This window comes from Shewanella gelidii (assembly GCF_014647855.1).
GTDB lineage: Bacteria > Pseudomonadota > Gammaproteobacteria > Enterobacterales > Shewanellaceae > Shewanella > Shewanella gelidii.
In genome coordinates this window covers 1-660 of the sequence record NZ_BMPZ01000033.1, presented here as the reverse complement: position 1 = coordinate 660, position 660 = coordinate 1, and the positions used below count along the sequence as shown (strand labels likewise).

1 protein-coding gene is annotated in these 660 nt (G+C 49.7%); it reads left to right on the top strand.

Annotation, left to right across the window (positions count from 1 at the left end):
• On the top strand, positions 1 to 660 hold a 660-nt coding region (locus tag IEY18_RS17310), incomplete at both ends, for an MtrB/PioB family outer membrane beta-barrel protein (protein WP_188923137.1).

Genomic DNA, 660 nt, shown 5'->3' with positions numbered 1-660 from the left:
AAATGTGCCGCTGGATACCGAAAAGCGGGATTACAAAGTCAATATGGCCTATCGCATCAACAGCGATTACCGCGTGCAAGCGGGTCTAGAGCGCAAAGAAGTGGAGCGCAGCCATGGTGACCGAGAACAAACCCAAGATACAAGGCTTTGGGGCAAGGCAACAATCAATTGTTGCTACAACGCCAAGCTTAAACTGAAAGCGAGTGTGGCAGACCGAGGTGGCAGTACGTATCAAGCTGTCAGTGCGACATCAACACTGACCAACCCGCTACTGCGTAAGTACGACTTGGCTGACCGTAAACGTCACGCGTTTGAAGCACAATTTATTCACAACCCTGCCCCTTGGTTAAATGTGAACCTTAAAGCACGTTATGCCAAGGATGACTATGACCAGTCCGAGCTTGGGCTCATTGATGCCACCGATTATGGCTATGACCTGAATCTAGGCATGACCTTTAGCAAGCAAATGAGCGGTTATGTCTTTGCTGGTCAGCAATGGATTGACTCGCGTCAACTGGGCAGCCAGAGCTTTAACAGCGCAGATTGGTCGACGGACATCGAAGATGAATTTATTCACTTGGGTGCAGGCGTGAACTATGCGGGCTTAATGCAAGACAAGTTGAGCCTTGGCGCAGACTACCTATTTGCCAATTCTGGCAG